Below are 25,700 nucleotides of genomic sequence, written 5' to 3' on the forward strand. Positions count from 1 at the left end.
AACATATTCATAGAAGAAAAAAAGACAAAAGGAATCGAGTGTGAATTCTCGATTCCTTTTGTCGACAGTCTGAAGCCCCTCTCTCTAAAAAGAGGGGGCTTTTCAATTTCTCACTAAACAAGCGATTTCCACCTTAGCAGAAATCGCTTGTTTTTTATTTCACACTATCAAACCGTTTATAGGCTACTAGTTTAGATGACCAGTAAGGATACGTAACATCTGATATTTCTACGCCATCCGTACCCGCATGGACAAATTTATTATCACCAAGATAAATTCCCATATGAGAAATGCCTTCTTTATACGTGTTCTCGAAGAATACTAAATCGCCAGGCACTGGATTTTGTACAGATGTTGTATTGCCATTAAAATACCCTTCACTACTTGCTCTGCCTATTTTTAAACCGCCCTGATTAAAGGCATAGAAAATAAAGCCACTGCAGTCAAGGCCTACCGGAGTATTTCCTCCATATAGATATGGTGTACCAACCAATGTATGCGCTACTTCTACTGTTTTCTTATAAATAGCTTGTCCATTAGTTGTAGGATCATTTGATGTTACATTTGATGGTGTACCCGCATCTGATGTCACATTATTATGTATCGAATCGCCCTCGGGAATGACTGCGCCTGGAGATATTTTTAACACTTGTCCAATGTAGATTGTGTCTTTCTCAAGCTTATTCCAATTCATAATATCCTTAATTGTCACATTATATTGCTTAGCAATTTTCGATAATGTATCACCTTTCGCTACCGTATGAGAAGTAGTCGTTGGCTTTGTGGATGCTGATGGGACTGACGGCTTTTTACTATCACTCGTTGCTTGCTTTTGAATGTCAAGCTGTTGAGCTACATAAATCGTATCTTTCGAGAGATTATTCCATTTCATAATATCTGCAATTGTTACTTGATGATTTTGGGCGATTTTAGATAATGTATCGCCTTTTTGTACAGTATATGTTGCAGCCTCTGCAGTTTGTAGAGTTAAAAATGAAGTGGCTAAAGTGCTTAAAACAAGAATTCTCCATTTTTTTGTTTTTTGCATACCAAAGTGCCTCCGTTCGTGCTAGAATATTTCCTTGTGTGTCTATCATACTAGATAATTATAGTATGAAAAATCGGAAATACTGACTATTTTTCAAACATTTTATCAAACTTATAGAAAACGACGAAATCCGACTATATTACAATAATATATTCGTTGCAAGATTTTGGTTCCTATGATAACATACACATCTGTATTTAAAATTTTTAGAAAGTTTTAGCTTTTCAATCTTAAAGGAGTTTTTATACTTATGAAAAACATCATGCATTTCATCAAAGGAAATTTAGCAGTAGGATTACTACTATTTGCCTTATTCTTGGGTGCTGGGAATATTATTTTTCCACCGTTATTAGGTCAGCAGGCAGGTGAAAATATCACAGTAGCTATGATTGGTTTCCTTATAACAGGTGTCGGTTTACCACTATTAGCTATCGTAGCTGTCGCCAAAGCAGGAGGCGATTTACAACTGCTCGCCAATCGTGTTAGTCCCGCTTTTGGTATACTCTTTACCTCTATTGTATATTTAGCAATTGGACCATTCTTTGCCGTACCACGAACTGGATCAGTGTCCTATGAAATTGGCATTGCCCCTTTTCTTCCAGAAGTTATGAAGGACCATTGGGCACCGCTTTTCATTACATCTATTTTGTTTTTTGCCTTAATTCTTTATTTATCCATTAACCCTTCGAAGCTTGTCGATCGAGTAGGAAAAATATTAACCCCTGCCCTGCTTCTTGTCATTTTATTGCTAGCAGTCAAAAGCTTTATTTCTCCAATGGGAGAGCCAGGGGAAGCGGCAGGAAACTATATTAGCTCCCCATTTGCTGAAGGATTTGTCCAAGGTTACTTAACAATGGATGTTCTGAGCGCACTTGTTTTCGGTATCGTTATTTTACAAGCATTACGCGATATGGGAATGAAGGATAAAAAAAAGCAAGTGAATACAACTATATTTGCTGGTGTTGTTGCAGCCATTGGTTTATCTTTTGTTTATATCTCACTTGGTCATATCGGTAATACAAGTATTACTGCCATTGGTACTTCTGCTAATGGTGGAGATATTATTGCAAAATCAGCTGAAGTACTTTTTGGAAGTCTAGGAAGTATTATTTTGTCTGCGACTATTTTACTAGCTTGTATTTCAACAGCTGTTGGTTTACTAACTGCCAACGCACAATTTTTCCATAAGTTATTCCCAAAAATATCTTACAAAACATTCTTAATCGTATTTACTATTTTTAGTACAGCCATTACGAATGTGGGACTTTCAACAATTATTAATGCCTCTCTGCCTGTGCTGTTAATCATCTATCCAATAGCAATGGTATTGATGGTACTATCATTAGCAGATCATTTCTTTAAAGGTGGACAAATTGTTTATATTTTAGCGTTAATCCCTACTTTCCTTGTCAGCCTATATGATGGCTTAAAACAAATGAAAGTTGAAATCACTTCCTATGAAAATATTCTTCAAGCATTGCCATTGTATGACCAAAACTTAGGATGGCTTGTACCTGCCATTGTCGGCGCATTCATCGGTTTTATTATTCACAAACTTATGAACAACAACCAAGCCTCGGCCTAATGGACATTATATCTTCAACGAGAATCTGCTTGCTATACAAGGCTAGCAGATTCTTTTTCTATTATTAAATTCATCCACTATTTCTACCGTTCATGTATAATAAAAACTAGATACTCAACTGTAAAATGTATCCATCCACTATCTAGAAGGACTATGCATTCCTACTTTGAGTGCTAGAAAAGAGGTGTCCAATGAAAAAATTAATATGGTCGTTCGTATTTATACTAGGCTTCTTTCTCCTACCGTTAACGTCTACGCAGGCAGCTAGTCAGGAACAATCGTTAGTAAGAGAAATAAAGGAAATAATTCAGAATACGTATGTAGGGACGATCAACGGAAACTTAGAGAAGGCCACATCCATTGCAGAAATTATTGATATGCTAGATCCTTACTCCACCTATTTTACAAAACAAGAATTCGAGGATTATATGAATAGCATCAATCTTTCAACCATCGGCATTGGTGTTGTTATTGAAGAACATGAAGATGGTATTCATATTTTACAAGTAATTGAAGGCAGTGGTGCATTTGATGCAGGTTTACAGGCTGGAGATATCATTATTGCTATAAATGGTGAATCTATTATTGGTCGTTCTACACAGGAAACCTCTTCTCTCTTAACGGGGCATGAAGGTAGTCAGGTGAAAGTGACACTTAAACATAGGAATGAAACGACGACTACGAAAACCATTACACGAAAAAAATTCACATTACCAAATGTACAATCTGAATTATTGTTTGGACAGGTTGGCTATATTTCACTTGCTTCATTTTCAGAAGATGGTGCTCAGCTTGTCAAAAAAGCGCTGATTGACTTAAAAAAGAGCGGTGCCAAATCGTTTATCTTAGATTTACAAAATAATGGTGGTGGTTATGTTACAACAGCAGAAGAACTTACAGGACTATTTCCATCAGCAAAAGTTGCTTATCTATTAGAGGAAGCACATTCCTCTTATACAATACCAGCCGTTAAGCAAAATACTAAATTTCCAGTTAATACACGTATTTTAGTCAATCGTTATAGCGCTAGTGCCTCTGAAATGCTTTCTGCATCACTAAAAGATCAGAAGGCCGCTATTTTATACGGTGAAACAACTTACGGAAAGGGCGCTATGCAAGGCTTTTATATGCTCCATGATGGAAGCTACTTAAAATTAACTGTCGGCAAATTTACAGGACCCCTGCAGCAGACTATTCATGAAGTAGGTGTCAAGCCTAATATTCAAACAACATCAGCTCCTATTTTCCAGGCGCATTTTGATGCCATTAAGGAGCAATATCCTAAATATAAAAAGCTTTTAATTGGGAAAACTGCTGCCATTCAAACAGAAAAATTAACGGTGAAACTACCACCAACACTTATTTCACAAATTGATAAGGGGCATATTCAGCTTATTGCTTTAGGAGCAGACGAAGTAGTAGCAACTACTAAAGTCGAAGGGCAAACATTAATTGTTACCCCAACGAGTCCTTTATCACTCAATCAGGAATATATGCTACTCATTCATCCGAATAAGCAAAGCAAAGTACAAAAAGGTTATTATCAACATATAAAGTTTGAAAATTAAGAAAAATCCTCTCATCGATCTACATTACGATTGATGAGAGGATTTTTGTTTTATTTCTTCGGTTTTCCAAAAATATAATTGTACAATATCGTTCGCTAGTTCGGCAGGCAATCTTTTTTGCTCCAGTAAATTGGTTAATATCAGTCTCTCCATCGATCCAACTAAAGAATCTATTAAAATTTTAATATCCACACGATAACGTTGTAGGTCCTTGTCACAATCATGAAGATAAATAAGATGAATCAATTGTTGCGTTAACTGAGATTTTACTAAAAAAGCCTGCTTAGATTCTATAAAGCCAATTTTTGATAGCTTCGGATTTTCGATTATATAGAAGAATAAATTTGACAGTTTTTGTTCTAAAATCGAAATAAATGCTTCTAATCCATTCGCCACACTATCAGAGGATTTGCTATTCATCACTTCAAAAAAACCATTCTGAAATTGTATATTCAAATCATTATAAAGCGCATCCTTGCTTTTAAAGTATAAATAAAAAGTAGGCTGTGTTAGATTAGCAGCCTTCACAATATCACTAATTTTTGTATGGTGATATCCTTTATCTGAAAATAGCTCTATCGCTTTTTCAAGTAATAGTTGTTTGCTTCGTTCTCCATTCGAATTAAATTTTCTACCTCTTGCCATACTTTCCACCTTATCTTAGTTTATAGTCGCCCTAATCCCTTAGCATCATTAATAGACACACTATTCTTAATCAAAAGTAACTAAATTTCCATAACAAGTACATATTTTATTCATGATTATACTCCATTGTATTATAATACACCTTCTAAATATTTACTATAAATGATAGATTTATGATCACACTAAAAAAGTGTATATTTTATAACGAATTACCAAAACACCACAAATACCCACTTCGAAAAGTTATTTCAATATATTTATAAAGAAAGCATTCAACTTGTTTCTTTTCTCTTTTAGATTGGTCTAAACATACACGCCAGCATCCAATAACTTGCTAAAATTATTTTAAAAAACTCCTTCAAATAAAATAGCACTTCTGTTTTAAGACAAAAATTTTAACATAAAACAAAACTACTATTTTGAAAAGTCCTTTTTTTTGAAAAAATATTTTTTATGGCCATTTCAAAATTTGAAAAGTCAATTGGGCCAATAGTTTACCCCCTCAGTCTTCCGCGCAAAAATTTTTTTTCTAAAAATCATACCATTTTACTTTTCGAAAAAAGTGTTATAATCGCCAAGAATTTAAAATTTTCAATTTTGGAGGCATATAAATGGTACTACGTGATTTTTTCATTTACTTATCAGAGAACAAAATATTAAATAGCGCTGCACAAAAATATGGTCTAAAGATGGGTGCTCAAAGTGTTGTGGCAGGCACTAGCTTACCAGAAGTTGTACAATCCATTAGAGAATTAAACAAAGCCAATATTTCTTGTACAGTCGACAATCTTGGAGAGTTCGTTTATGAGAAATCAGAGGCAACTGCTGCAAAAAATAATATTTTAGCTGTTGTTCAAGCTATTCACGATGAGCAACTAGATGCTCATATTTCACTTAAACCTTCCCAATTAGGTTTAGACATTGATTACGCATTTTGCTATGAAAACTTAAAAGAGATCGTAGAACTTGCACATCAATACAATATTTTCGTGAACTTCGATATGGAAAATTACGAGCGTTTACACAGCTCTTTTGAATTACTAGAGGAATTACACAAAGAATTTGATAATGTAGGGACAGTTATTCAAGCTTACTTCTTCGAGTCAGAAGAAAATATTGAAAAGTACCAAAACTTCCGTTTACGTATTGTAAAAGGTGCCTACAAAGAACCAGAAAGTGTAGCCTATCAATCAAAAGGTGATATCGACCGTAACTATTTGAAGCTCATTGAACATCATTTACTACATGGTAAATTTACTTCTATCGCTACGCATGACCACAATGTGATTAATCATGTGAAGCAATTCGTTAAACAACATAACGTTCCAAACGAAAAATTTGAATTCCAAATGCTATATGGTTTCCGTAAAGAAATGCAGTTAGATCTTGCACGTGAAGGCTATAATTTCTGCACATACCTACCATTTGGTAACGACTGGTACGGTTACTTTATGCGCCGTTTAGCAGAACGCCCACAAAACGTAGCACTTGTGACAAAACAAGTGTTTAACAAAAAAACAAACCTAGCAATTGGCTTAGGTGCAGCAGCATTCGCCCTTGGTCGCCTTTCAAAAAAAGGAAAATAATAGTTGAGGCAAGTGACTACCCAGCAATTTGATAGTGCTATCCATCAGTTTCGGTATCCTATCCGTCAGTTCGACTTTGCTATCCGTCACTCTACCCAAGCTATCCAAAAAAGCGAAAACATTGTTAATCAATGTTTTCGCTTTTTTTATTGAGCCTATAGTTTTTTACGCGATATTGTAAGCTTTGTCGACGAATTCCTAATGCAGCTGCAGTTTTGGAAATATTACCTTGGTGAAAGTCTAAAGCCTTCGAAATATAATATTCCTCCACCTCTTTCATGTAGACATCTAATGGTCGAATATCTTGCTGATTTTTAATGACAAACAAATCACTTGTTGATACTTCATTTTCTGCTTCCTCACAGGTGCTTTGGATTTTCCATTTAAAATGAACTGGTAGCATATGGGATTCAACGATAGTTTCGTTGGTAATTAGTGAGGTGATCTCATCCAGCAGTACTTCTAATTCCTTTAAATTTCCTGGCCAATCATATTTCAAAAACGTCTCTTGCACTTCTTCCGAAAGACCTTGGATTGTTGAGCCAAAGCTGTCCCGATGTCTTTTGAAGTAATCATCAATAAACGGCATCATATCTTCTTTTCTTTCACGTAAAGGCGGTACATAAATCGTGATTCCAGAAAATAAGCGGTAAAGTTTTTTAGACAGCTCCTGCTTTTGAATTAAATCTATAGGGTCTTTGCCAACACTAGCAATTAAAACATGCTGATGATTTGGATGATTGTTGAAAAGCTCGACAATCTTTTCTTGGGCTTCGAGTGATAAATATTCGATGCGTTCAGCAAAAAAAGTAATTCTCTCTTTTTCAACAATGTATTTTTCAAATTGATTCAACACTGTTTGCTCATCTCGGCGGCAAATTAGAGCGATAAACATATCATTTTGCACCTTTAGATCATGATGAATACCCTCTGCAACCATATCGATTCCTGTGCCTGACTCCCCAATTAACACAACAGGCATTCTGCTCAATGCAACAATTTTTGCCTTTTCGATGACATCCTTCATGACTGGGGAAACAGCCGTAATAATATCAAACGTTAGCGGTGCACCATATCTTCTTAATGGCTGATACATCATATATTCAAGCTGCGTAATATCTCGCGCAAATTCCACGGCCCCTATTAACATACCCTCATAGTGCAACGGATAAATATTGCTTATGTAGGTCACTTCTTGATTTTTTTTATTCCAATACGTTTTTTTGACGTGTAGAACTGGCGTTTCAGAACTTAGGACTTTAAAGATATCGCTCTTTTCGATTTCGAAATCAATGATTTCTATCGCTCGCCTCTCCTCATATTCGTCCTCATTCACGCCCTCCAGTTCTCGCATTTTTTTATTGTATATGAGCAACTTGCCTTCAGTATCGACAACACAAATTCCCATATCACCTTTTTCAATGACGTATTTATAAATACTTAGTAGTACATTATTATCCATCTTGTCCTCCTGTATTCCATTAAGCTTATTCTAACACCAATACGAAAAACAGATGCAAAAATTAAAAAAGTTTTAAAATTTGAGTTGATTAATGCCAAATTATATTGCATTATATAATTAACAAAATCTTTAAAGGTGCATAATCATTTGGCACCCTTTATCCAGGGGAGGAAACAGATATGATTCCATACAAACACGAACCATTCACAGATTTTTCACAAGAGGCAAACTACAATGCTTATGTAGAAGCTATAAAAAAAGTTGAAGGTTATTTAGGTCAAGACTACCCACTTATTATCGGTGGTGAGCGTATTACAACTGAAGATAAAATCGTTTCGTATAACCCTGCAAAGAAAACAGAAGTTATTGGCCGTGTGTCAAAAGCGAGCAAAGATTTAGCTGAAAAAGCTATGCAAGCAGCAGATGAAACATTCAAAACTTGGAAAAAAGTTGATCCAGCTATTCGTGCTGATGTTCTTTTCAAAGTAGCCGCTATTATTCGTCGTCGTAAACACGAATTCTCAGCCTTATTAACAAAAGAAGCAGGGAAACCATGGGCAGAGGCTGATGCAGATACAGCAGAAGCAATCGACTTCTTAGAATACTATGGTCGCCAAATGCTACGTATTAAAAACGGTCAGCCAGTAGAAAGCCGTCCAGGTGAATACAACCGTTATGACTATATTCCACTAGGAATTGGTATCGTCATCTCACCTTGGAACTTCCCATTTGCGATCATGGCTGGTACAACAGTAGCTGCTTTAGTAACAGGTAACACAGTATTACTAAAACCAGCTTCTACAACACCAGTAGTGGCGTATAAATTTATCGAAGTATTAGAAGAAGCAGGTCTTCCAGCAGGAGCTGTTAACTTTGTACCAGGTTCTGGTGCTGAAGTGGGTGACTATTTAGTTGATCACCCAAAAACTCGTTTCATCAGCTTCACAGGTTCACGTGATGTTGGCTTACGTATTAACCAACGTGCATCTGTCCTAAATGATGGTCAAATTTGGATCAAACGCGTAATCGCTGAAATGGGCGGTAAAGATACAATCGTTGTTGATAAAGAAGCAGATCTTGAATTAGCTGCACAATCAATCGTGAAATCAGCCTTTGGTTTCTCTGGTCAAAAATGTTCAGCATGTTCTCGTGCTGTTATCGTAGAAGATGTGTATGACCAAGTGGTAAACCGTGTAGAAGAGTTAACAAACGCTTTAACAGTTGGAGATCCAACAGATTTCAGCAACTTCATGGCAACGGTTATTGACCAAGCAGCATTCAATAAAATTACGGAATACATCGAAATCGGTAAAGGCGAAGGTCGTTTAGTAGCTGGTGGTACAGCTGACGATTCAGTAGGTTATTTCGTACAACCAACCGTATTCGCTGACGTAGAGCCTTCTGCACGTATTATGAAAGAAGAAATCTTCGGACCAGTAGTAGCGATCGCAAAAGCAAAAGATTTCGATCAAGCGATTGAAATTGCTAACGATACAGAATACGGTTTAACAGGTGCTGTCATTACGACAAACCGCGTAAACTTAGAAAAAGCACGTGAAGAATTCCATGTTGGAAACCTTTACTTCAACCGTGGCTGTACAGGTGCGATTGTTGGCTACCAACCATTTGGTGGTTTCAACATGTCAGGTACAGACTCAAAAGCTGGTGGCCCAGACTACCTACAACTTCACATGCAAGCAAAAACAACTTCAGAAATGCTATAATATTTCCCATTATAAATGCCGTACATGTTTTCTTATGTACGGCATTTTTTCATCGTTTATCTCAAACGTATATATAATAGAAGAAACTCATGTGAATATCGATTCACTTCCCTCATAGATTCCTCTTTTACTTTCTCTACATGCGCCAAAAGGATACTTTTCTCCTATAATACTCTGGTATATTTTATGGTATTTCTAACATTTGACCCTTAACTTGATTGTGGAACTTTGTTAAAATGATATCAGTTTAGGAGGGTAAAACTATGAAAAAACTATCAATTTTTATGTTATTCATGATGCTTATTAGCGTAATCATTTCGCAACCCCAAAAGGCCTATGCTGATGAGCTATCAGGACATATGCATGAAAGTGGTCTGCGTTATTTGATTTCCAAAGGAGCCTTGCTGAAAGATGCTACTGGCAGCTATCGTCCGAATGATACTGTTACACGCGGTGAATTCGCCACATACATAGCAAAGGCTTTAAACTTAGAGACAAAGGATAATAGTACGTTTACAGATGTCTCTGACACATATTTATTTGCCAATGAAATCAAGCTTGCCGCTACTGCTGGCATAATTACCGGCTACACAGATGGCACATTTAAGCCAGATGCACGTATTTCAAGAGAGCATATGGCCGTTATGTTAATTAGAGCGGTTGATTATTTAAAAATTCCAAAAGGTACTTCCTCTATTACATTTACAGACAATGCTACCATTTTCAAAGATTTCCGTCAGGACATTGCCATAGGTGCTCAATTAGGGCTTATTAAAGGAAGCTCTAACGGCATGTTTTTACCTAGAGACAATGCTACAATTGCTGAAGCATCAACATTTATACTTCGCTTAATTCTCCTTGCTGATACTGTTGAAAATAATAATGGGAATAGTGAAAACAATAGTGGTAATTCCAATAATAATGGGAACTCTGATAACGACAATAATTCAGGTAATAATAATAATACCAATGCATTTATTGTTAAAGAAATCTCAAATGGTAATCTTGTAGACAAGCAGTCTTATGCTAGTTTTGAAGCTGCTGAAAAAGCGATGACAAACAGTTCTTTAGTGGTTACTCAAAATAATAAGATTATAAAAATGTCTTCCGGTATTATTGTTACAAATAATTATGTCGCATTAAATTCCGAAACGATTAAAGATCAAATTGCCGTTGCTGCTAATACAGAAATGGAGTATCTGGGTAGTGATGCCACTCAAGTAAGAGTACGCTTAGCTGGACAAGTTGGTTCTTTAAAACAAGCAGACGTTACTTTAATCCCTTCTGCTTTAGTAAAGGGACGCGCTTATTATACAAATGAAAATGGTGAAATTAAACATACCTTATATGATTATAAAGCCAATAAGTACTCATCTAGTTACGTCTACGGCAAGGCTCCTAGCTTTATGAAGCAAGGTGAGAAGTACTTTAGCTGGGATGGTATTAATTTTACGAATGGTAACGGCTCTTCAAAGGGAGAAGGCTATAATTACTATCAATTCTTACCTGCTCGTGCTACAACACAATATACAGCTGAAGAAATTGATCAATATATTATGAAAAAACTAGCTGAAGTTGAGAGCTCAGGTGCTTCTATTTACAAAGGCGCTACGACAAAAAGTAAACTAATTGGTTTAGGTACCGTGTTAAAAGATGTCGAAGCGAATGCCCATATTAACGCCATGCTTATTTTAGCACTGGCACAGCATGAAAGTGCCTATGGGATGAGTGATCATGCTCAAAATTTGAATAACCTATTTGGTTTATATGTATATGATACAAATCCATTAAACAAAAAATTTGATAGTGTTGGCGCAAACATTAATGAGCTTGTTGAAAAGTTCTTACAGCCTAATTACATTACGCCTGGAGGACGTTATACAAATGGTTCAGTCGTTGGCTCTAAAGCAATTGGGTTTAACGTAAAATACGCCTCTGACCCTTTCTGGGGTGCCAAAATTGCTGGACACTACTATCGTGCCGAAAAAGCATTAGGCTATAAAGATGCTAGTAACCCATATAAAATTGCACTAACAACAACAGCTGGTCTAAACGTTCGTGCTGATGCATCCACACAACAAAGTCCACTATTCACCTTTAATAAAAGTAATATGCCTGTTATCGTCACAGATACAGGTGCTAATGGTTGGTATCAAGTAATTTCAGATAGATCTCACTCAGAACCTGCTTATATTAGTAAGGATTATATTAAATTCATCACTACTGTAAAGTAAAACTAAAAGGCTACCTCTCTAATAATGGAGGTAGCCTTGTTTGTTTTTTTGGAAACCGGGTACTTAATAAGTAAAGAGAAAAAACGACCCCAAAGCTAGTAAAACTTTGGCATCGTCTCTTCAACTTTTATTGTTTTTTATAGTATTGCAAAATACCATTATAAATTGATTCTGCAAATAGATTTACATATTGATCATTTGTCATTTTATTGTGATCCTCAGTATTTGTTAAGAAACCAAGCTCCACTAGAATAGATGGAATGACCATATTGCGAATTACGTAGTACTGTTCTTGTTTAACACCACGATTTTTCATATTTAAATTGTTAACAATTTGGTTATTTACAAATGTGGCTAAATCTATGTCTTCCTGATACATATCTCCTGTAGATATAGCATAATATGTTTCAGTACCTTGTGCTGACGAATTGGCAGCAGAATTGACATGGACACTAACAAAAATCTCACCGTAGTTTGCTTGTGTGAAATCTACTCGATCTTGTAATGATGGGTACGTATCACCAGTACGTGTCATATACACTTTGGCACCAGCATTCTCTAGTAATTGCTTTACTTGCGTGCTGACCTTTAATGTAATGCTCTTTTCAGAAACAGAACCTTTTACTGTCCCTGGATCTTTACCACCGTGACCTGGGTCAAGGATGATAACGCGATTTTGTAAAGGTTTAGCTGACTGATTTAATAGTTTTAAATAAGATTTATGAACATAACCTGTTTGTCCATTGTATGTGATTTCTGCCCAGTAACCGCTTATGCTATTAACTTGGACATACTCTCCTTTATTCAGCTTGAAAAGTACTGCTGACGTTGAATTACTTTGACTGCGCACATTTAGGTTAGCAACCGTTACTCTTCCTAGTACATCTCCTGAAGTAACAGGTGGTGTTCCTGGATCTGGATTAGGATTAGGCTTCTCTTCTTCAACCGTATCCGTTGTACTATTAGCTACCACATAACCTGGTAAACCATTCACTTGTGTTAAATAGTAGCCGCCTACTGTTTTATATACTGGTAATTTAACATTTGCTTTAATCGTTGAAATTACTTTTGCTGAAGAAGTTGGCTTTACATATAGGTTAACAGCATTTTTTGTCGTTACTTCTTTTTCGACTGCTCCTAACGCATTGCCATCTGCATCTAAAAATTCAGCATATTGTTTAAAAATATAAGCATAAGCACCTTTATAAGATACTTTTAACCAATTACCTTCAACTGCATATACTGATAATTTACCGCCTGTATTGACTTTACCTACAATGTTCGTAGTTGAAGCGCTATCCGTTGATTTACGAATATTTAAACCATCTGTAGTAACTTTTACTAAGCCAATAACCTGAGATGTATCAGGTACCGTTACACCTTTTACAGGCAATTCTAAACGATATTTCTCACTTTTTGCACGTGCCACAAATAATGAGAATTGTGAACGTGTCACCGTGCTGTTTGGTAAATACGTTTTACCTGTTCCGTTAGTAATACCATTATAATAGATTGTATTGATGTACTTCACATATTCGTGTGTGATTCCTACATCTGTAAATGGTGAATCGATTCCCTCATACTCACTTGTATCTAAATTAAATGCCTTTGTTAAGACATAACTCATTTCTCCACGAGTTAGAGCTTTGTTTGGCAGAAATTCACCTTTTATATTTTTGTCGAAGAAACCTAATTGTACAGCACGTTCTATATAACCTGACATTTCAGTGCCTACTGTAACATCTGAAAAGCTAGATTTATTTACGATTAATGGTTTGTTTCCGGAGGCAACGACAACCATTTTGGCTGCTTGTCCTCTCGTTACATTGTTATTTGGGCCAAAAACTCTTTTACCATTCACAAAATAGCCTTGGATAACACCCAAACTTACTAAATAATTAATTTCTTCATAGGCTGGGTGATTTTTAGTGACATCTTCAAATGTAATATTTGAGTTGGTAGCTGCACTGACACTTGCACTATGTATCGTAAACATAGAAGCCGAAATGAATAAGACGCACAAGATAAGACTAATTTTTTTGATGTTCAATGTCTTATTTCCTCCCTTCTTGTTCTCTTAACGTGTCCATTTTAACAAAATTAGCTAAATAATGCATCATACAATAGAACTGTTAAATTATATTTTCCATATCACTTCCTCTCCTAAGTAGTTATCATAAAAATAGAAGAGTCTGCGATTGCAAACCCTTCTTCCATTATACGCTATTCAAAAGATCAATTCTTGCAATCTATGACAAAATTAACATGTAAAATTCAAGAAATTTATTGTTGAATTCTTTCAATGAAAACTTTAAGTTGTTTGATTTTTAGTAATTCATCAGTGCCAAAGCTTCCATCTCCATCGCCATTTGTAACACCATTAGAAGCGAGGATAGAAACATAATTACTAGCCCAGTTATTTTGAGGAACATCATTGAATGCTACTGTTTCTCCTTGGTTTTCAAGACCGAAAGCTAGTACTAAAACTTTAGCGATTTGTGCACGTGTAATTGGTGACGACGGGTTGAACTTACCGTTCGCATCGCCTTCAAAGATCCCCAATTTTTCAACAGCGGCAATTGCACCTGCATTTGCGTTTGTTGGTTTCACATCTACAAAATTAGTAGTTGTATTAGAAGTATCTAAGTTTAAAGCTTTTGCAATTTGTACAGCAACTTCTGCACGAGAAGCATATACTGAAAAGTCAATTGCAGCTTTTTTAACTTCAGCTTGTTGTTGCGCATCAAATGTTGCCACACGTTTAGCCCCTACATAACGAGAAGCCCAATAATATGGATCATTAACACTTGAGTAGCTAACGCCTTGACCTGTTTGAGAGTGGATCATATTACCATTACCTATGTATATACCCACATGTGAAATACCACTACCACTTGTATTGAAAAATACTAAATCGCCAACTTGTAGATCACTCTTTGCTACTGCATTACCTTGTTGGTATTGAGAGCCTGATGTACGATTTAATTGAATACCTAAGTCTGAAAATACTTTAGAAGTGAATCCAGAGCAATCAAAACCACTTGTTGTTGTACCACCGTATTTATATGGAATACCTAAATATTTAGAAGCTGTGTCAGTGACATCGTCTTTTGTCGCTGCTTCAGCAGTATTTATATGAGTTGTTGAAAATAACATGAAAGATGCAAAAATCGGTAATAACCATTTCTTATTCATACTTTTGTTATACCCCTCTCAAAACTTTTTTGCCTATAAATAGACTATCATAAAAGAAGCTCTTGTTATTTTTCATTTGTGTAACGGTTTTAGACAGCAAAAAAACGCTGTAATACCAACGTTTGGTGGTATTTCCAGCGTTAAAAGAGGGATTTTTTTATCATATTTTGAAGCTTTCGTAACATTACTGTAATATTAGAGCTCCTTTGTTACACAACAACTTATTGACTAGAAAACATTTGAACCCAATAGTAATTTTCTTTGCTATCCTGCGCTATTGCAACACCTGTATTCGTATAATGTTCTTTCAAAATGTTATCGCGATGACTAGGTGAAGCCATCCATGCCTTTACAGCAATCTCGGGCGTTTGAATATTTCTGGCGATATTTTCTCCAAAGCTCGTATAATCATAATCAAATAAAGTCGCTAAATCCCATGGGGCACCATAAAACGGCGAAACGTGTTCAAAATAATGGCGGTTCACCATATCCTGCGCTTTAATGATTGCGATTTGTGTCAATTTTGGATCATACACAACAGGTTCTAGCTTTTTCTTTTGTCTTTCAACATTAATTAACTGAATAACCTTTTTCGACCATTCGGTAGAAAGGTTGACTGTTGGAATATAATCCTTTGCCAAATAATCATAAGCCACTTCTAATTTGTTTATTTTTTGCTGAAAATAAATACTTCGTTCAACGAACACAGCAAATTGGGCGCGTGTCACTAACTGATCAGGTGCAAAGTGTTTAGCGTCTACCCCACTGATAATGCCTATATCAGCAAGCGATTCAATATAATTATGTGCCCAATGCGTCTGAGGAATATCTGCGAATTGGGTATTATTTTTGTTATCAACCTTAAATTGATACGCTAATGCTAGCATTTTTGCCACCTGCATTCGCTTTAAAGGCTCCTCAGGATGAAAGTCTTCCCCTTTTTGGATAACCCCCAGTTTAACAAGCTGACAAATCTCTTTGTAATAGGGATGACTAGCAGGGACATCCTTAAATTTTGTCGTATTTGCTATGTCTACATTGGTCTGAATAGATCGAGCAATGGCAGCAGCAGCCTCTGCCCTTGTAATTGCCTGCTCCGGTTTAAATTTGTTATCGCTATATGTAGTCATATATTGCTTTGTTAGCATATGTTGTATCGAAGCATTTGCCCAATATGCATTCGAAACATCCACAACTTTGGCAGATGCCGCTTCTACCTGACTTAAACTTGTTAAACTTCCTACGGTTGCAGCTATTGAAAGGATGATGATACTCAGAATTTTTTTCAACAGGGCTACCTCCTCAATATGTCAAATATGTAGCAAACGGCGCTTTTTCATCACTGAAGTGGAGAAACGAAAATTCACCATACATACTATATGATACGAAATTTGAATAAGATAGTTTCACTTTTTTTGGAAAATAATACATTGATTCATCATTTATCATTATAAAAGGAGTTTTCCCTTAATATTCGTTGGGAAAACTCCTTTTTTCTCATACTATTGAATCATTTTAAGATATTCTTCTAAAATACGATAGTTATACACTAATCCCTGTTGCTCTATCGACAATGAGCTGTAGTCTTTTTGAGCTGCTAATACTTTTTTCTCGAATGATGAGCTATCTGGATCGATATTGCCAATCGCTTGAACGACCTTGAGAACGGCAGCCACATCTTTTTCAGCCTGTTTGAGTAAGTCTTCATTGATGACTTGCCCCCGTACTTTAGAATCCAATGCCTGATAAGCAGCTACGGCATTGGCCACATCCTCTATATACGTTGGTGAACTTGGAGAAAGTCCTGCAATCATTTCAACGACCTTCTTGACATCGGCCATACTTTTCTCCGCCTCTAATAGAATTGAATAATTGGAGATACGCTGTTTATCTGTCGTATTCAAACTATCGTATTCTTTACGTACAGCTTCAACCATACCAAAGTAGAATTTATCCTTAGGATTTAATTTTGCAATGTTATTATAGACCTTTATCACGTTGTCTAAGGATAGTAACAATTGGTCGTTATACACATAACGTCTTTGGTCAGCATTTAGCTTGTCGTAAGCTTTTAAAATCTTTTGATATTGACTATCCATATCCTTAGCAGTTAAGAGACGATCAATATCCTCCACAATACTTATAACGGGCTTAATCAGCTTTTCTTGGTCTTGTAATACTCTGTAGTTTTCCACAGCTCGTTGCTGATCCTTTGGTAAAGCATTATAAGCAGCACGAATTTCTTGAATACGTTTTACATACTGCTTCGGATCAACAGATGGTAATGCATCAATCATTTGCATTACATTGCCAGCTCCTAGAATACTTGACTCAGCAGCCTGCAATAAATAGTAGTTTGTCACATATTGCTGCAAATCAGCAGGTAATGCATCATATAGTGAACGGGCTCTTGCTGTATCTTGAAGGAATGTATTACTTGAAGATTTTAGTTTGCTAATCAATTCAACAACATTGGATACAGGCTCATATTTTAAGAGTACATCAATATTGTCGATGTATTTCTTCTGATCTTTCGATAGTTTGTCATATGCCTTACGGACAGAGTTAACCTTACTAACAAAGCTTTTCGATTCTGGATCAAGTTCATTAATTTGTACCATCACAGTTAAAATAGGCTTAACCTCTTTTTCACGCGTTGTTAAATCTTTAATATTCGTCACTAATTTCTTTTGGTTCGATGACAGCTTATCATAGGCAACACGTGCATTCATCAGCTTTGTTAAATAGTCTCCATCCTGCACTTCTGTTAATTTGATTAGCTCAATTACGCCCTCAGCTAACCCCTGTTCATTTTCAGCAGCTACAAGTGCATCATAGTTGATAATGGCTTGCTTCTTCTCCTCAGATAATGCATCGTAAAGCTCACGTGCCGTTTTCATATCTTGGTAGAATGTTTTACTTGTTGGCTTTAACGAAGCAATCAGGCCAATTAATGAAGCCACATCCTCGACAGCTGTAAGATTCGTATAGTTCGTCACATGTTTTTTTGAAACTTCATCAAGGGCATTATAAGCCTTCCGTGCGGCAAGTACCTTTTTTGTATAATCCTTACTCGTTGGGTCCAATGCATTGATCATTTGAATAACCTTGATAACGGCTTTATTGCTCTTTTCATAATTACTTAAAGTTTTTGCCTGCTCCACAAGCTTCTGCGCATTTTTATCTAATGCTTTATAGGCTGTAGTTAGCTCCGCTACCTTTTGGACAAATGTGTCCGGATTTTCATTCGCTAATGCAAGAACACGTTCATCGAATGCCTTTGCCATTTCGATATAGGCTTGTGCTTTTATAAGATCAGGATAATTAATAACCTGGGCTTGATCTGTTAATGCTGTATATGCATCTGTTGCTGCTTTCACATCATCCTTATACGTTTTTCTAGAAGGATTTAATGCATTAATTTTCACAATTACGTCTATTACAGGTACAACCTCTTTTAAATTCTTATAATTTTTGACATAGGTTTTATTTTTATCATCTAGCTTAGCGTAGGCTGTATAAGCTGATTTGGCTTTAGAAATATAGCTCTTAGAGGATGGATCAAGCTTTTCAAATTGTGAAATAACATTCACAACCGTTTTATATGATTTCTCTAAATCAGTTAAAACTTTAATATTCGTTACACGGCTTTTTGCCGAAGAAGGGAGTTTATCATAGGCTGCTCGAGCAGCTAAAATCTCCGTGATCATATCATTTGATTGACTTAGCTTTGATATTTGCTGAATCACACCTGCTATTACTAAATCTTCATTTAAAAGATTGAATAATTTCTCTTCAAGTTTACTTTTCATTTCAGCCAATGGAGCCGCGTCATTACCATTCCCAGCATTTAACGCCGTCACCTTTGATTGCAGTTCCGTAATTTGGGTCTTGTAATCTGGCATTGTCGGTTTAAGGGCATTGACTTGTTTCGATAAAGTCGCATATTGGTATAGAAGATTTAAGCGATCTTTATTTTGCACAAATTCCTTTTCTTCCATAGCCAATTTGTCAAAGGCCGACTGAGCAGCAAATGTTTTGCTCTCAAATGTAGAAGCTTTAGGATCAATACCGTCAATTAATTTGTCCACGCTTATAGATGCATTGTAAACCTTCTCCCACTTTGTTAGCTCAGCAAGATTATTGACAATTTTTTTGACATTTGCCGCGTTAATAGTAGTTCCAGTTGTTGCTGGTGGTGGCACATCATAGGCAGTACGAGCAGCTTTGATTGCCTCCACTTTATCTGGAGCACTTGCAATTGCCAAAATAAGTCCTTCGATTTTTTCAGCAGAAGCAATATTTGCTACTGCTACATTTAGATCCGTTGTATTTTTTACAAGTTCTTTATCAATTGTTAATGAATCATACATCACTTTAATCGCGTTTACTTCTGTACGATATGCCGCCTCATTGGATACACGCAGTGCTGTAATTTGTTTGGAAATATCAGCAGCCTTTTTATATTGTTCAAATGTAGAATAGTTTGCCACTAACTTTTGTGAAGCTTCATCTAAAGCGTTGTAGGATTTTTCAATAGCCGTTACAGCACTAATAAAGCTTGTTGCTGACGAAAAGTCTGCTGGTTTTTTAGCTATTAATTGAGTAATACTTAGTGAAACTTGATCTATGGCTGACAGACCCGTTAAAGCATCCTTATATTTTTTAAAAGGTGTTACTGTATCATTGTTTGGATTATAAGCCTCAGCCACTTTCTTTTGATCTGCCGTTAGTAGGTTATAAGCCGCTGTAACTTTATCTAATGCTGAAGAAATAGCTGGATAATCCGTTGGGCTTTGCTTTAATACATCCACTAAAGCGTCAAGCTCAGTTGCAGTAGTTTTGACTGCTGCTGCATCATCAACTAATTTTCCAAGTTTCGCAATATCTACTCCTTTGCCTTTAAAATAGTTATTGCGATCAGCTTCTTTATAGCCATATTGTAAGACTGTTCCTCGAATGGTATTAGTAATGCTGCTAGCACTATTGGCAAACGCTGCATCGACCGCTTTCTCAAATTGCTTTTGTACGAATAAATATGATTTGTCTGCCGTTTCATTACCTAAAAAACTTTGATATTCTGTTTCTACAGCATTTACATCGTCTATAAATGTCTTACTAGTATTAGAGATTGCACTAATTTTCTTCCAAATTGCTTGTAGTTCATTTAATAGGCGACGTTGTTCCACTACATAGTCGTACTTTGCTTGAATCAGTGCCTTTTCATTGTTGTCAAATCCAAGGTCATTCGAATTTTGTACAACTTTAATATCACCATCTGCTATCACCATCTCATTAGCAGTCGAATTCTCCGATAATTTACCGAATTGGGCAATGAGCTGTTCCTTTGTCGTTGCAGCTGCCACAGCGTTGACATAGGAAACTTGCTCCGTTTGTGCTGTGACACGAGATTGTGCATCATTTTCCTGTGCATTTGCTATAGCTGTAGGTGCTAATAAAAGACTTGTTATAACACCTGCTGTCAATTTTCGATTCAATCGAATCACCCTTTCATTTTTTATGTATAAGAAAATGATGATGTTCATTTTCATTTATCCTGAAATGGCATAGGATACCTCTTTTTAAGAGAGTGCGTAATCAAGATAAAGCATCCGAAGATCATTGAGATTTATTTCGAGCAAAATCGAAAAAATCTGGACATAAATACGCAGAGACGTAAATAATTAATCATTACTTTAGTATCGGTGTAAATTACACGTTTTCAAGCCATTCTATTATATTTACAAAATAATGGACGTCAAAAGTAGTTTTTCAAAATTACTAGCTAGAAAAACAGGAAGTTATTTCAATTATACTATACAATAGATTTATCTTGATTCTTCGGATTTCCAACGTCTATTGAATCATAAGAAGTCCTCTGGCAGATACTACAGATTTTTGACGAGTAATTGTGAAAAAATGTGACACAAATCCGCCGAGGTGTAATTGATATTAGGATGTTTTTCATCCATCGACATGTAATGACGAAATACGTTTTTTCAAAGAAATTATTGGAAAAAAACAGCTATTTTCATATGTCATAATGTCTTTACAAGGTGTATACTACATCTTTGATATCCTATTTTGGAAGAAAGGACGCTGTTTATGTTTTACCATTATAAGTTTTGGCATAGCTTAAAAAACCCTACCTACTTTACAAACATCGTAGAAAAAGGTGAGATCATCGGATATAAAAAACGTGCATTAACGGTGTTCATCCTTTTCATCCTATTGTTTGCTACTCGCGAATATTGGGGAATGGGGACAGAAAATTTAACGTCCTTATTTGCAATGGATTTACAAAATGAATACTATGTGGCACGCGTACTTTCCATGCTCGGTGCCATTTTATGGGCGATCATTTATTTTTGCTTCCATTATTACGGTGTTACCTATCTATTACATCTATTAACGGACATTCCTTATACTTGGATAAAAAAAGTCCAGCTTTACGTTGTTGCCTTTCTGCTCATTGAAAAAGCAATTCTCTTTGCTGTTTTTTATGGGGTGGGCTATACAACGATGTTTTCATTCTTTTCTTTGGCTCCCGCTGCCTTACAGGTCATTAAAACTGACTTCGTGTTATTTACAATCAATCAATTGACGGTAACGACCGTTTTAATCATTATTGTGCAGTATCTATTCCTGTCGAAATGGGAGGAAGAAGCTAGTAGAAAAATGTTAGTAGTCAAATTGATTGGCTTACAACTATTTATGGCCTTATTTGTGGGCATGATTAGTGTGCTACCCATTAAAGAATGGATTGCTAGGGGGTTAGGATAATGGCATTTATCAAGGCAAGACCATGGACAAGTATAGGTATTGTGGTAGCGATGCTCATAATCGGTATAAATGCTTATTTTGTTTTCAAAGAAGATAGCACCGTGACACGATCCTACTTTATTGACGAATTTCAGAAAGCTTATATCGGTACGAATACTGAGCGTGTCAATAAGGATACCATTGTAGCACCCGCCGAGACATATACGATTACAGCTGATGCCACAAAGTTATCCGCTGTCAATGTAAAACGTGGCCAGGAAGTGATGATGAATGATTTACTCGCTACCTTTAAAACAGATGAAGTAGACGAGGAGCTTACAAAGCTTGAATCGGAACGCACTGCCTATGAAACAGAATTAAATGATTTACAAAATGCACTTGATCAAATTGAAGACGAATACGACGATTCGAATCCAAAAAGCTCTATTAATACCGATCAAATCAATGATAGATTGTCTGTTACATTAAAATTAGAGCTTGCTCAACAAAATTCGCTATCGACAGCAGTTGCCCTGTTAAATCGACATATTGCTGAAACAAATCGTCAAATTGCACTCATTGAAGCGCAAATTACACAAATAGAGTCTCTTCAAGGCATTGTCAGTCCTATAGATGGTGTAGTGTCAGCAGTGAAAGAAGAAGCTGGTGCCTTAACCTTCGAAATCTATTCGAATGAAAAAGCCATGTATGCTTATTTGTCAGAAAAAGAATGGCAAAAAGTACAGGAAGGCCAAACGGTTGATTTTAAAGTGAAACATGTCAAAGATGCATTATCTGGTATCGTTTTAGACAAGCAAATGATTGCTACAAATGATGAAACATTTTGGGCAAATGAATTAGCTAAAACAACAAACCTTCCGCATCCAACAAAATATGAAGTATTACTGCAACAAGATGCGCCAATAGAGGAAGTACCGTTTTCAACAACTGGTAAAGCCTCCATTATTGTCAATGAAGCGTTCGATTCTTATAAAGTCGATAAATCGTGGTTAGCGACAACAAAAAGAGGAAATAAAAAGCTCCATATCATTAATCAGGATGGGAAAATCCAATTGATAGATATTAATGTCCAATTTAATACGACTCAATCAGCTATTTTCTCGGACTATCTCGATGAAGGAACACCAATGCTCTCTAATGAGAAGCGCAATATAGAAGCCTACACCTTCCGTACTTTACCTATTGAGAAATTGCATTGGAAGCAGTTTAAAGAGTTAACTTGGAAGCAATATATGAAATACATTGTTTTCTAAATGCAAAATCCGCCTCACTCTCTCTAGAGATGGGCGGACTTTTTTTATGAAAATATCCCTTGTAGCTATTACAGGGGGTATTTCATGTTTATTTTAGTGATAAGCATCTATTTAAGAAGCTTGCAAATTGAGCACGAGTAATTTGTGCATCTGGTCTAAATGTATTATCTGGGAAACCTCCTGTTAAATCATTCGCCACAAGTGCTTGGATATTGCTGTATGCCCAGTGTGTTGATTTAACATCTGTGAAGGAAACTTTACTTGTACCTGTTAATTTGTAGGCTCTTGTTAAAATCGCTGCCATCTCTGCACGTGAAAGCTGTCCGTTTGGATTGAACTTCCCTGCTTCTTGTCCTTTAATAATGCCAGCCTGCTCGACTGCTGCAATGGCACTATATGCATAATGACCTTTACTTACATCTTTAAAGCTAGAATCCTTTGTTGTTGATAGATTCAGTGCTCTGGCAATGATTGTAGCTGCCTCTGCACGTGTAATGGACGCTTCTGGCTTAAAAGTACCATTTGAGTAACCTTTAATCAGCGATTTATTGTATAAGCTTTGGATTTCAGAGAACGCCCAATGTCCTTTGTTCACATCCGTATAAACTAATTCTTCATGATTATCTTTGTAGACAGCCTGTAATTGATCGAAGTACAGCTGACCTTTCTTTTGAAGAGAAGCTGTTGGTTGAGCAACATATAAACGTTCGAATTTCAATGGTGTTGCTAGATTACTTGGAATATCAGCCGTTACGTATTTCCAGCCATTCCAGTCTAGGCCGCCCTGACTTGTGAAATCAATCGTGTGCTTAGTTCCTGATCCATCTACGACAACGCCTCTTAGCCAATGCTTACCTGCATCGCCAAATACCCAAACACCGATATTTTTAGGCTGACCTGACATAGCAATAGGTGTTTTAGCAACCATATAGGCAGCCTTTGTTCCTGTGCCCGCTACTGTAAAATCATAGTTTAATTGCATGCTAGCTGTTCCCTGTCTCGCATACTCTTTTGAGTTTGCTAATGAAGCATTCGCCTTTGCTACTTCCGTTGTCCAAGAAGACACACTATCAAAGCTATCTAGCACAATAGGCTTTTCTGCTAAATCTATTACAGAAACAGCTATGGACGTACGAATACCTCCATATTCTCCAATAATTTTCCCTTCACCCTTTTGAGTAGCTGTAAAGGTTGCACCCTCCATCTTGCCAATATTTCCTTCAACTGACCACTTCATACTTGTCGGATTGATGGTCATCGGATTTAAGTATTGATCATAAGCAGTCGCTACCTGCATATCTACAGATGAACCTTTCATGACTTGACCAACACTATTTAGCGTAATAGATTTTACATTCCCTGGTGGTGCTGTATTAACGACCTGTAAAATAGCCGATACACGACGCTCACTTCCCTCAGACGGTTTGTTCACAAGATTGGCGAAATACCCTCCTGGATTGCGCGCGACCATCGCTGTAGAACCGCCACCATCTAAGTTAATAGCCGAAGTAGCCCCCATTGAAATTAAATGTGAAGCTAAATCTGATAAGTTAACACCATTACTATGGCCACTTAAACGACCATCAATTGTAATAAGTGACACCTTTGTACCTGTAGCATCTACCGCTACTGCTGTACGAGGACTGCGTGTCGAAGCAAAGCCAGAATTTGTTGGCATCGAAATATCAACTTGACCATTGCGCACAAGCATTGGTCCTGCTGCTAAAATGAATTGAGCATCCATCCATTTTTGATCAATCGACAGGCTGACATCGATATTTGTACCTGCCAAAATATTGCTTAATTCAGCGGCTAATTCTTTATTTTGTACTGAAATAACAAAACCATCCGCTGGTACAGATGAGTTTCCTTCTGCACCATACGTCGTTACATGAGAAACTGTGCCTGAGAATTGATCACCGAAATGCAAAGTATTTGTATCTTGGCTAGCACCTGATACTACTAGTTCTAACCCCCATGCATTTGTACCAGTTGTCTTTTTTTCTGGCGTATATAAAACGTTTTTATTTGTTCCTCGTTCACTATTAATGAGATCAATAGGATATGTTTTTCCATTTACTTGAAAGGAGAGATTCGTTGTATAATAATCTGCTATCGCTTTCCCTGACTTAGATAAGCCAAATGCAACTGGCTTTTGAGTCGGGCTTTCATACGTATCTCCCAAAATACCATAATTGACAATTTCATTCTTTTCCGCTAACAAGTTCGCGGGCATACCATTTCCTAAAAAGTATGAAGCGTTAACAGCTCCAACAACACGATGGCCATCATACGTGTTTTGCTTCGCCATAGCTGATGTCGTTTTTAGGGAATTAATAGGATTGGGCATCCCAATTTCTAGTTTTGTATATGTATTATTTAAATTTACATCTAAAACATTTACAAACTGACGGATAGAGCCTGAAGTATAGGTTTGCTGTAAGTGATTTACTTGTGGGGATACCTCTGTTTTCACTTCACTCACTTTATTGCCAAAACCGGCTGCTTGCCCGTTGAGGGGGCTAACAGTTAACATAAGCACGAACATAACTACAACAATTGAGACTAATTTTCTTGCCAATTTCTTCACTCCGAATTAATCAAAGTATGGCACGAT

General features: G+C 36.5%; 15 protein-coding genes. 7 read left to right on the forward strand and 8 right to left on the reverse strand.

Features of this window, described 5'->3' with window-relative positions; translation table 11 throughout:
• Positions 1-154 precede the first annotated feature (154 nt).
• Positions 155-1,048 (reverse strand): C40 family peptidase, encoded by an 894-nt coding sequence (locus C9J29_RS03220; RefSeq protein ID WP_090003135.1) that lies wholly within the window; start codon positions 1,046-1,048, stop codon positions 155-157.
• Positions 1,049-1,298: 250 nt separating this feature from the next.
• Here C9J29_RS03220 and brnQ point away from each other — a divergent pair, with 250 nt between their 5' ends.
• Positions 1,299-2,633 (forward strand): branched-chain amino acid transport system II carrier protein, encoded by a 1,335-nt coding sequence (gene brnQ, locus C9J29_RS03225; protein WP_089986780.1) that lies wholly within the window; start codon positions 1,299-1,301, stop codon positions 2,631-2,633.
• 191 nt (positions 2,634-2,824) lie between these two features.
• Positions 2,825-4,201, forward strand: a complete 1,377-nt coding sequence (locus C9J29_RS03230; protein ID WP_107921601.1) for a S41 family peptidase — start codon at positions 2,825-2,827, stop codon at positions 4,199-4,201.
• A gap of 24 nt (positions 4,202-4,225) precedes the next feature.
• Here the strand turns inward: C9J29_RS03230 and C9J29_RS03235 are convergent, their stop codons facing one another.
• Positions 4,226-4,846 (reverse strand): TetR/AcrR family transcriptional regulator, encoded by a 621-nt coding sequence (locus tag C9J29_RS03235; protein WP_089986782.1) that lies wholly within the window; start codon positions 4,844-4,846, stop codon positions 4,226-4,228.
• A gap of 611 nt (positions 4,847-5,457) precedes the next feature.
• Here C9J29_RS03235 and C9J29_RS03240 point away from each other — a divergent pair.
• Positions 5,458-6,432, forward strand: a complete 975-nt coding sequence (locus tag C9J29_RS03240; protein ID WP_008181796.1) for a proline dehydrogenase family protein — start codon at positions 5,458-5,460, stop codon at positions 6,430-6,432.
• A gap of 124 nt (positions 6,433-6,556) precedes the next feature.
• On the opposite strand, the gene C9J29_RS03245 is transcribed toward C9J29_RS03240, so the two are convergent.
• On the reverse strand, positions 6,557-7,894 hold the full coding sequence (locus tag C9J29_RS03245; RefSeq protein ID WP_107921602.1) for an AAA-type ATPase lid domain-containing protein: 1,338 nt from the start codon (positions 7,892-7,894) through the stop codon (positions 6,557-6,559).
• A gap of 179 nt (positions 7,895-8,073) precedes the next feature.
• On the opposite strand from C9J29_RS03245, the gene pruA reads away from it, so the two are divergent.
• Together pruA and C9J29_RS03255 are read left to right on the forward strand one after the other, a co-directional pair.
• Positions 8,074-9,618, forward strand: coding sequence for an L-glutamate gamma-semialdehyde dehydrogenase (pruA, locus tag C9J29_RS03250; protein ID WP_107921603.1), 1,545 nt, complete (start codon positions 8,074-8,076; stop codon positions 9,616-9,618).
• Between the two features lie 263 nt (positions 9,619-9,881).
• Positions 9,882-11,852, forward strand: a complete 1,971-nt coding sequence (locus C9J29_RS03255; protein WP_107921604.1) for an S-layer homology domain-containing protein — start codon at positions 9,882-9,884, stop codon at positions 11,850-11,852.
• A gap of 127 nt (positions 11,853-11,979) precedes the next feature.
• Here the strand turns inward: C9J29_RS03255 and C9J29_RS03260 are convergent, their stop codons facing one another.
• The 4 genes from C9J29_RS03260 to C9J29_RS03275 form a co-directional block, all read right to left on the reverse strand.
• Entirely contained in the window at positions 11,980-13,902 is a 1,923-nt protein-coding gene (locus tag C9J29_RS03260) for an N-acetylmuramoyl-L-alanine amidase (protein WP_170844175.1), read from the reverse strand.
• Between the two features lie 233 nt (positions 13,903-14,135).
• Positions 14,136-15,047: a C40 family peptidase gene (locus tag C9J29_RS03265; RefSeq protein WP_008180868.1), complete on the reverse strand. Its 912-nt coding sequence runs from the start codon at positions 15,045-15,047 to the stop codon at positions 14,136-14,138.
• Between the two features lie 221 nt (positions 15,048-15,268).
• Entirely contained in the window at positions 15,269-16,336 is a 1,068-nt protein-coding gene (locus tag C9J29_RS03270) for a CAP and S-layer homology domain-containing protein (RefSeq protein ID WP_107921605.1), read from the reverse strand.
• 213 nt (positions 16,337-16,549) lie between these two features.
• A complete protein-coding gene (locus C9J29_RS03275; RefSeq protein WP_237068744.1) occupies positions 16,550-20,554 on the reverse strand; it encodes a cell wall-binding protein in 4,005 nt (1,334 codons plus the stop codon).
• A 598-nt stretch (positions 20,555-21,152) separates the two neighbouring features.
• Between C9J29_RS03275 and C9J29_RS03280 the strand changes: the two genes are divergently transcribed.
• Together C9J29_RS03280 and C9J29_RS03285 are read left to right on the forward strand one after the other, a co-directional pair.
• Entirely contained in the window at positions 21,153-21,830 is a 678-nt protein-coding gene (locus tag C9J29_RS03280; RefSeq protein WP_008180873.1) for a hypothetical protein, read from the forward strand.
• On the forward strand, positions 21,830-23,083 hold the full coding sequence (locus C9J29_RS03285) for an HlyD family secretion protein (RefSeq protein WP_107921606.1): 1,254 nt from the start codon (positions 21,830-21,832) through the stop codon (positions 23,081-23,083). Before C9J29_RS03280 ends, C9J29_RS03285 begins: the two co-directional genes overlap by 1 nt.
• Before the next feature lie 88 nt (positions 23,084-23,171).
• Here the strand turns inward: C9J29_RS03285 and C9J29_RS03290 are convergent, their stop codons facing one another.
• On the reverse strand, positions 23,172-25,664 hold the full coding sequence (locus C9J29_RS03290) for an S-layer homology domain-containing protein (protein ID WP_107921607.1): 2,493 nt from the start codon (positions 25,662-25,664) through the stop codon (positions 23,172-23,174).
• Positions 25,665-25,700 lie beyond the last annotated feature (36 nt).

This window comes from Lysinibacillus fusiformis (genome assembly GCF_003049525.1).
Lineage (GTDB): Bacteria > Bacillota > Bacilli > Bacillales_A > Planococcaceae > Lysinibacillus > Lysinibacillus fusiformis.